The sequence below is a fragment of the Sphingomonas sp. genome (assembly GCF_025353885.1).
Lineage (GTDB): Bacteria > Pseudomonadota > Alphaproteobacteria > Sphingomonadales > Sphingomonadaceae > Sphingomonas_O.
The window spans coordinates 1-4,968 of record NZ_JANXNX010000073.1 but is presented as its reverse complement, the minus strand read 5'-3'; the positions used below and the strand labels follow the sequence as shown (position 1 = coordinate 4,968).

At 63.8% G+C, this 4,968-nt stretch carries 6 protein-coding genes; 2 read left to right on the top strand and 4 right to left on the bottom strand.

What is annotated here, in order from left to right; all coding sequences use genetic code 11:
* Window positions 1-204: 204 nt before the first annotated feature.
* Together arfB and Q0R02_RS08205 are read right to left on the bottom strand one after the other, a co-directional pair.
* The gene (gene arfB, locus Q0R02_RS08210; RefSeq protein ID WP_293882306.1) at window positions 205-612 is read right to left on the bottom strand and encodes an alternative ribosome rescue aminoacyl-tRNA hydrolase ArfB; all 408 of its coding nucleotides are present in this window, start codon (window positions 610-612) and stop codon (window positions 205-207) included.
* A complete protein-coding gene (locus Q0R02_RS08205) occupies window positions 605-1,348 on the bottom strand; it encodes an RluA family pseudouridine synthase (protein WP_293882304.1) in 744 nt (247 codons plus the stop codon). The genes arfB and Q0R02_RS08205 overlap by 8 nt, the downstream gene beginning before the upstream one ends.
* Before the next feature lie 196 nt (window positions 1,349-1,544).
* Here Q0R02_RS08205 and Q0R02_RS08200 point away from each other — a divergent pair, with 196 nt between their 5' ends.
* Complete coding sequence (locus Q0R02_RS08200) at window positions 1,545-3,191, top strand: DUF6311 domain-containing protein (protein WP_293882302.1); 1,647 nt, start codon at window positions 1,545-1,547, stop codon at window positions 3,189-3,191.
* 96 nt (window positions 3,192-3,287) lie between these two features.
* Here the strand turns inward: Q0R02_RS08200 and wrbA are convergent, their stop codons facing one another.
* On the bottom strand, window positions 3,288-3,866 hold the full coding sequence (wrbA, locus tag Q0R02_RS08195; RefSeq protein WP_293882300.1) for an NAD(P)H:quinone oxidoreductase: 579 nt from the start codon (window positions 3,864-3,866) through the stop codon (window positions 3,288-3,290).
* A gap of 28 nt (window positions 3,867-3,894) precedes the next feature.
* Window positions 3,895-4,587, bottom strand: coding sequence for a pirin family protein (locus Q0R02_RS08190; RefSeq protein ID WP_293882298.1), 693 nt, complete (start codon window positions 4,585-4,587; stop codon window positions 3,895-3,897).
* Window positions 4,588-4,682: 95 nt separating this feature from the next.
* Between Q0R02_RS08190 and Q0R02_RS08185 the strand changes: the two genes are divergently transcribed.
* Window positions 4,683-4,968: LysR family transcriptional regulator (locus tag Q0R02_RS08185; protein ID WP_293882296.1), on the top strand; the 286-nt coding region annotated here is incomplete at its 3' end.

The following is a 4,968-nucleotide window of genomic DNA, read 5'->3' as shown; positions in this document are numbered from 1 at the left end:
GATATTCGAACAGCAACGCCGCCGCATTTGCCATGTTGGCGACACCGTCGGGCTCGCCCGCGGTTATCGCATCCACCGCCGCCAGCAGGTCGCGCCACAGTGCGGATTTCTCGGTCGGGGCGATCTGGAAACTATGCATATCGGGTGTCTCGATGTCTTAAAGTTTTTTCGTTAGCCAAGTTCGCCGGGGTGACGAAAGTTGTTTCAGTCCAGTTCCACCTTTCCCCGCCCCTTCTTCACCCCGCCCCGGATCACCTTCGAATCCACGCGCTTGGCCTTGGCGTTCTTGCTCGGGCGCGTTTTCACCCGACGGATCGGCATGATATGCGCCTTGGCCACAAGTTCGGCCAGGCGCTCACGGGCTTCGGCGCGGTTGGCCTCCTGTGTGCGGTGGCTGCGCGCGGTCAACACGATCTCGCCGTCATTGGTCCAACGGCTTCCGGCCAGCGATTTCAACCGGACATAGGCGTGGGGGCTCAGGCCGAGCGCGAACACGTCGAGTCTGATCTGAACCGCTGTCGCAACCTTGTTCACATTCTGCCCGCCCGGCCCGGTCGCCGCGAGGAATTTCTCCTCGATCGCGGCCTCGGGCAGCGGTGGCCACTCAGCCATCTTCGGGTTCCGGTTCGGCAACGGCATCGGGCTTGCCGATTGTTGCCGAGCCAACCACAGCGCCTGCTACGTCGGGGCCGGTCACGTCAGGGCCGAACCCCGCGTCGATGAAGCGATCCGGAATTGGCGACGTCGCCGCAATCGCATCCTTGCCCTCGCGCGGCAGCGACAGGCCCGACGCATGGAGCATCATCGGCCCGACGCCGTCGCCATAAACCGGGTCGCCGGCGATCGGAAAGCCCAGCCCCTCGACCGCATGGACGCGCAACTGGTGGGTGCGCCCGGTTTCGGGTCGGAATGCGATCAGCGCCCGGCCCTGGCGCACGCCCAGCTTGGTCCAGCCGGTCCGCGCCGACTTGCCCTTGGGATCGACGACCATCCGCCAGCCCTCCTCGCGGCTGCTGATCTTGGCGAGCGGCAGGTCGATCAGGCCCTCGTTCCCGTCGGGATCGCCGGTCAGCACGGCAAGGTAGATTTTTTCGACCAGCCCCGCCTCGAACGCCGCGCCGAAACGCTTCAGCGCCTTGGGATTGCGCGCCAGCAGCAGGCAGCCCGACGTGTCGCGGTCGAGCCGGTGCACTGCGTGCGGCACCCGGCGAAATCCAAAACGCATTGAATCCAGATGGTTGTGGATTGAAAGCGAGCCATCGCGCGGCGGATCGACCGGCAGGCCCGCAGGCTTGTCGACGATGATCGCCTCGGCATCGATGAACAATATGGTGTCGGCAAGGAACATAGTTTTGAAATCCCCCCTGGCCGCGTGCGGCAGGGGACGGGGGTGTGCGTCGATCCTCAGCCTTTAGCGCGAAGTTCGTTTTCCGCACAGCCCTCACCAAGACCGGACCAAATCCTTGCCATATCAGTGGGCCAATCAGGCTTGGACAAACCGCCATTAACCAGTTTTAAGAAGTTCGCCCGCATTGAGTGATCGCATGAAATTGCGCGCCATCTGCCTGGATCTTGGTCTGTTGGCGATCCTGCCGATCATGGTGTTCCTTCTCTTTTATCACCCATCCATCCTCGACCCCAATAATTTTGGATGGCTGTTGCGGGGGTCCGACAATGGCGAAAACGCGCTCGGCCTCCACGCCTGGCTGAACGATCCCGGCACCGGTCTTTCGCTATCGACCCGGCTGCTGAACGCGCCGCAATCCATGCCCCTGCTGTTCACCGACAGCAATCCGCTGCTCGCCATGCTGGTGGCGCCGCTGGCCCGATGGATGGGACCAAATCTCCAGTTTGTCGGCCCCTATGTCTTGCTGTGCCTCATCCTCCAGACGATTTTCGCCCGCGCGCTGCTGCGCCCCTATGCGCCGTCGCGCACGACCCTGTGGCTCGGCGTTGCGGTGTTCATGTTGCTGCCGTCGCTCTACGTCCGCTACATCCACGCCAACCTGCAATCGCACTGGCTGTTACTGTGGGCGTTGTGGGTCTTCGTCGACGCCAGGCGGGCGCGCGATCCGCGCTGGTGGATCGCTGTGCTCGGCGTGGCGGCGCTCATCCACAACTATATGCTGCTGCTGGTCGCCGCCGTCTGGGCCAGTGCGATGCTCGAACGTTTCATCAACGAACGGGGGTGGCGGGACCGGTCGATCTTGGTCGCCGGGGCAGGCGCAACGGCGGTGGCGGTCGTCCTGATCGTCAGTCGCCTCGGCATCGACTTCGACTTTCTGCCGACCCACACTTACGGCGTCTATGGCATGGCGATGGACGCGCTGTGGAACCCGTCGAACCCGTCCTATTCGGTCTTCCTGCCCGCGATCGAACAGCAACAGGGTCGTGATTTCGAAGGGTTCCAGTATCTGGGGCTGGGCTTTCTGGTCCTCATCGCCTGCGTGCCCTTTGTCGCCTGGCGGACGCCGCCCGCCGAGCCGACCGCCAGCCTTCATGCCCGGTTATTGTGGCTTATTCCCGCCTGTGTGGTCCTGACAGTGCTGGCGATCAGCCACAGCCTGAACTGGCAGGGACATACCGTCCTGCTGATCCGGCTGTCCTATCCAGTGCTCGCGATGCTCGACCCGATCCGCGCCTCGGGACGGCTGTTCTGGATCGTCGCCTATGTCATCCTGTTGGCGGCCGTCACGATCGCCTATCGGCTTTCGGCAAAGCGGGGCGCGCAGGTCCTGCTGCTGGTCGTGTTCGTGCAATTCATGGACCTGACGGGCATGATGTCGGCGATCCGCCGCGTCACTGCCGATGCCGACCGTTACAAGCCATTTTACCGCACCGTCGATCCGCGCTGGGCGACGGCCATTGCCAACGCCAGGGACGTAACCTTCGCCCCCGCCAAGCCGACGAAAGACCTGGACCTGTTCCAGGAAGTGGCGTGGCGCGCGGTTGCTGCGGGGAAACCGGTGCGGGTTGTCTATGCGGCGCGCGACACACTGTCGACGCTGGCCCGGCTGAAGGTCGAGGATGCGGATTTCGCGGGCGGCAGGCTGGTTCCCGACCGCCTGTATGTGCTTCTGCCCAGCACCCCTGTTCCGGCGGCCGCGACATCCCGACTGCTCACGCTTGACGGCGTTCGGGTGCTAGTGCCGATGTCCAAAGGCCTGTCCTACAACCGTGCGGCGCGTTAGACCGCCGCACGGCTCCGGATATTCACGACGCGCGGGCTTTGCGATAATTTCCTACCCGCGCATCTTTCTTGCCGATTTACTGCGATTTCTGTGTGTCTATCCAAACAGCTTGGTCGCGACCTCGGCCACGCGGCGGCCCTGATAACGGGCCCCCGACAGGTCGATTTCAGACGGCTGGCGCTCGCCTCGGCCGCCCGCAATAGTCGTTGCGCCATACGGAGCACCGCCGACGACCTCATCATGGCCCATCTGCCCGGCATGGCCATAGTCCAGCCCGACGATCGTCATGCCGAAATGGAGCAGATTGGTGATGATCGAAAACAGCGTGGTTTCCTGTCCGCCATGCTGGCTCGCGGTCGAGACGAATGCGCCGCCGACCTTGCCGTTCAGCGCACCGGTCGCCCACAGCCCGCCCGCCTGGTCGAGGAAACCCGCCATCTCGCTGCTGATCCGGCCAAAGCGGGTGCCGGTCCCGACGACGACCGCGTCATAGTCCGCCAGTCCGGCAATCGACGCTTGCGGGTCGCCGGGCCGCGCCGCCGTCACGCCCCCGGCGTCGGGAATGCGCTTGACGTCGACCGTCGCGCCGGCGCTGCGCGCGCCCTCTGCCACGGCGTCGGCCATCGCCGCGATGTGACCATAATGCGAGTAATAAAGCACCAGAACTTTTGCCATGTCATATCTTTCCTTGATGAAAATTGAATCAGGCGGCATCGACTAGGACGAGCTCGCTGTCGTCGCTGGCCAGTATCGAATATTTGCCCTCGCCCAGCGCAACGCCGTCGCCGGCATCGACCGCCACGCCATCGACCTCGATCCGACCGAGTGCGGGCACCAGATAGGCATGACGCCCCGCGCCGACCTCATGGCTGACGCTCTGACCGGATTTCAGCGTCGCCCCCAGCACGCGGGCGTCGGCGCGGATAGGCAGCGCGCCGTCGTCGCCAAAGCCGCTGGCGAGGACCTGGAATTGGCCCGACCGGTCGCCCTTTGGAAACGGCTTTGCACCCCAGCCGGGAGCACCGCCGAATTCGCGCGGCTCGACCCAGATCTGGAACAGCGTGGTGGCTTCGTTCTCGACGTTGAATTCGGAATGGCGGACGCCAGAACCAGCGCTCATCACCTGCACATCGCCAGCACCGGTGCGGCCCTTGTTGCCCATCGAATCCTCATGCGTGATCGCGCCGCTGCGGACATAGGTGATGATCTCCATGTCGCGGTGCGGGTGCGGAGGAAATCCGGAATTGGCGGCAATGGTGTCATCGTTCCAGACGCGGATACTGCCCCACCCCATACGCTTCGGGTCGTGATAGCCGCCGAACGAAAAATGATGATGCGCATCGAGCCAGCCGTGGTTGGCGGCACCGAGCGTCTTGAAGGGGCGAATGTCGATCATCTTGTTTCTCCAAGTGAGAGAAGGGTTGTCGAGACCGAACATAGGTGGCAACCCTGGTTTAGAAATAGAAACCTTGGAAACGGATCGTTTCGTTTATGCGACTTCCTGACCTCGAAGCTTGGGCAATCTTTGCAACGGTTGTCGAACACCGGTCGTTCAGCGCCGCCGCCGCCGCGCTCGGCCTGTCGAAGGCCACCGTGTCGAAGGCCATCACGCGGCTTGAGGCACGGACCGGAGCCAGCCTGTTCCATCGGACGTCACGCAGGCTGGCGCTGACCGAGACCGGCAGCAGCCTTGCCGAACGGGCCGCACGCATCCTCGCCGATGCCCAGGCGATCGACGAGTGCGCGCGGGAAAATACGACGGCACCGGCTGGGCTGG

Excerpts from the sequence above, each read along its gene's own strand:
- arfB (WP_293882306.1), bottom strand. The coding sequence starts at position 612 with ATGGCTGAGTGGCCACCGCTGCCCGAGGCCGCGATCGAGGAGAAATTC.
- Q0R02_RS08205 (WP_293882304.1), bottom strand. The coding sequence starts at position 1,348 with ATGTTCCTTGCCGACACCATATTGTTCATCGATGCCGAGGCGATCATC.
- Q0R02_RS08200 (WP_293882302.1), top strand. The coding sequence starts at position 1,545 with ATGAAATTGCGCGCCATCTGCCTGGATCTTGGTCTGTTGGCGATCCTG.
- wrbA (WP_293882300.1), bottom strand. The coding sequence starts at position 3,866 with ATGGCAAAAGTTCTGGTGCTTTATTACTCGCATTATGGTCACATCGCG.
- Q0R02_RS08190 (WP_293882298.1), bottom strand. The coding sequence starts at position 4,587 with ATGATCGACATTCGCCCCTTCAAGACGCTCGGTGCCGCCAACCACGGC.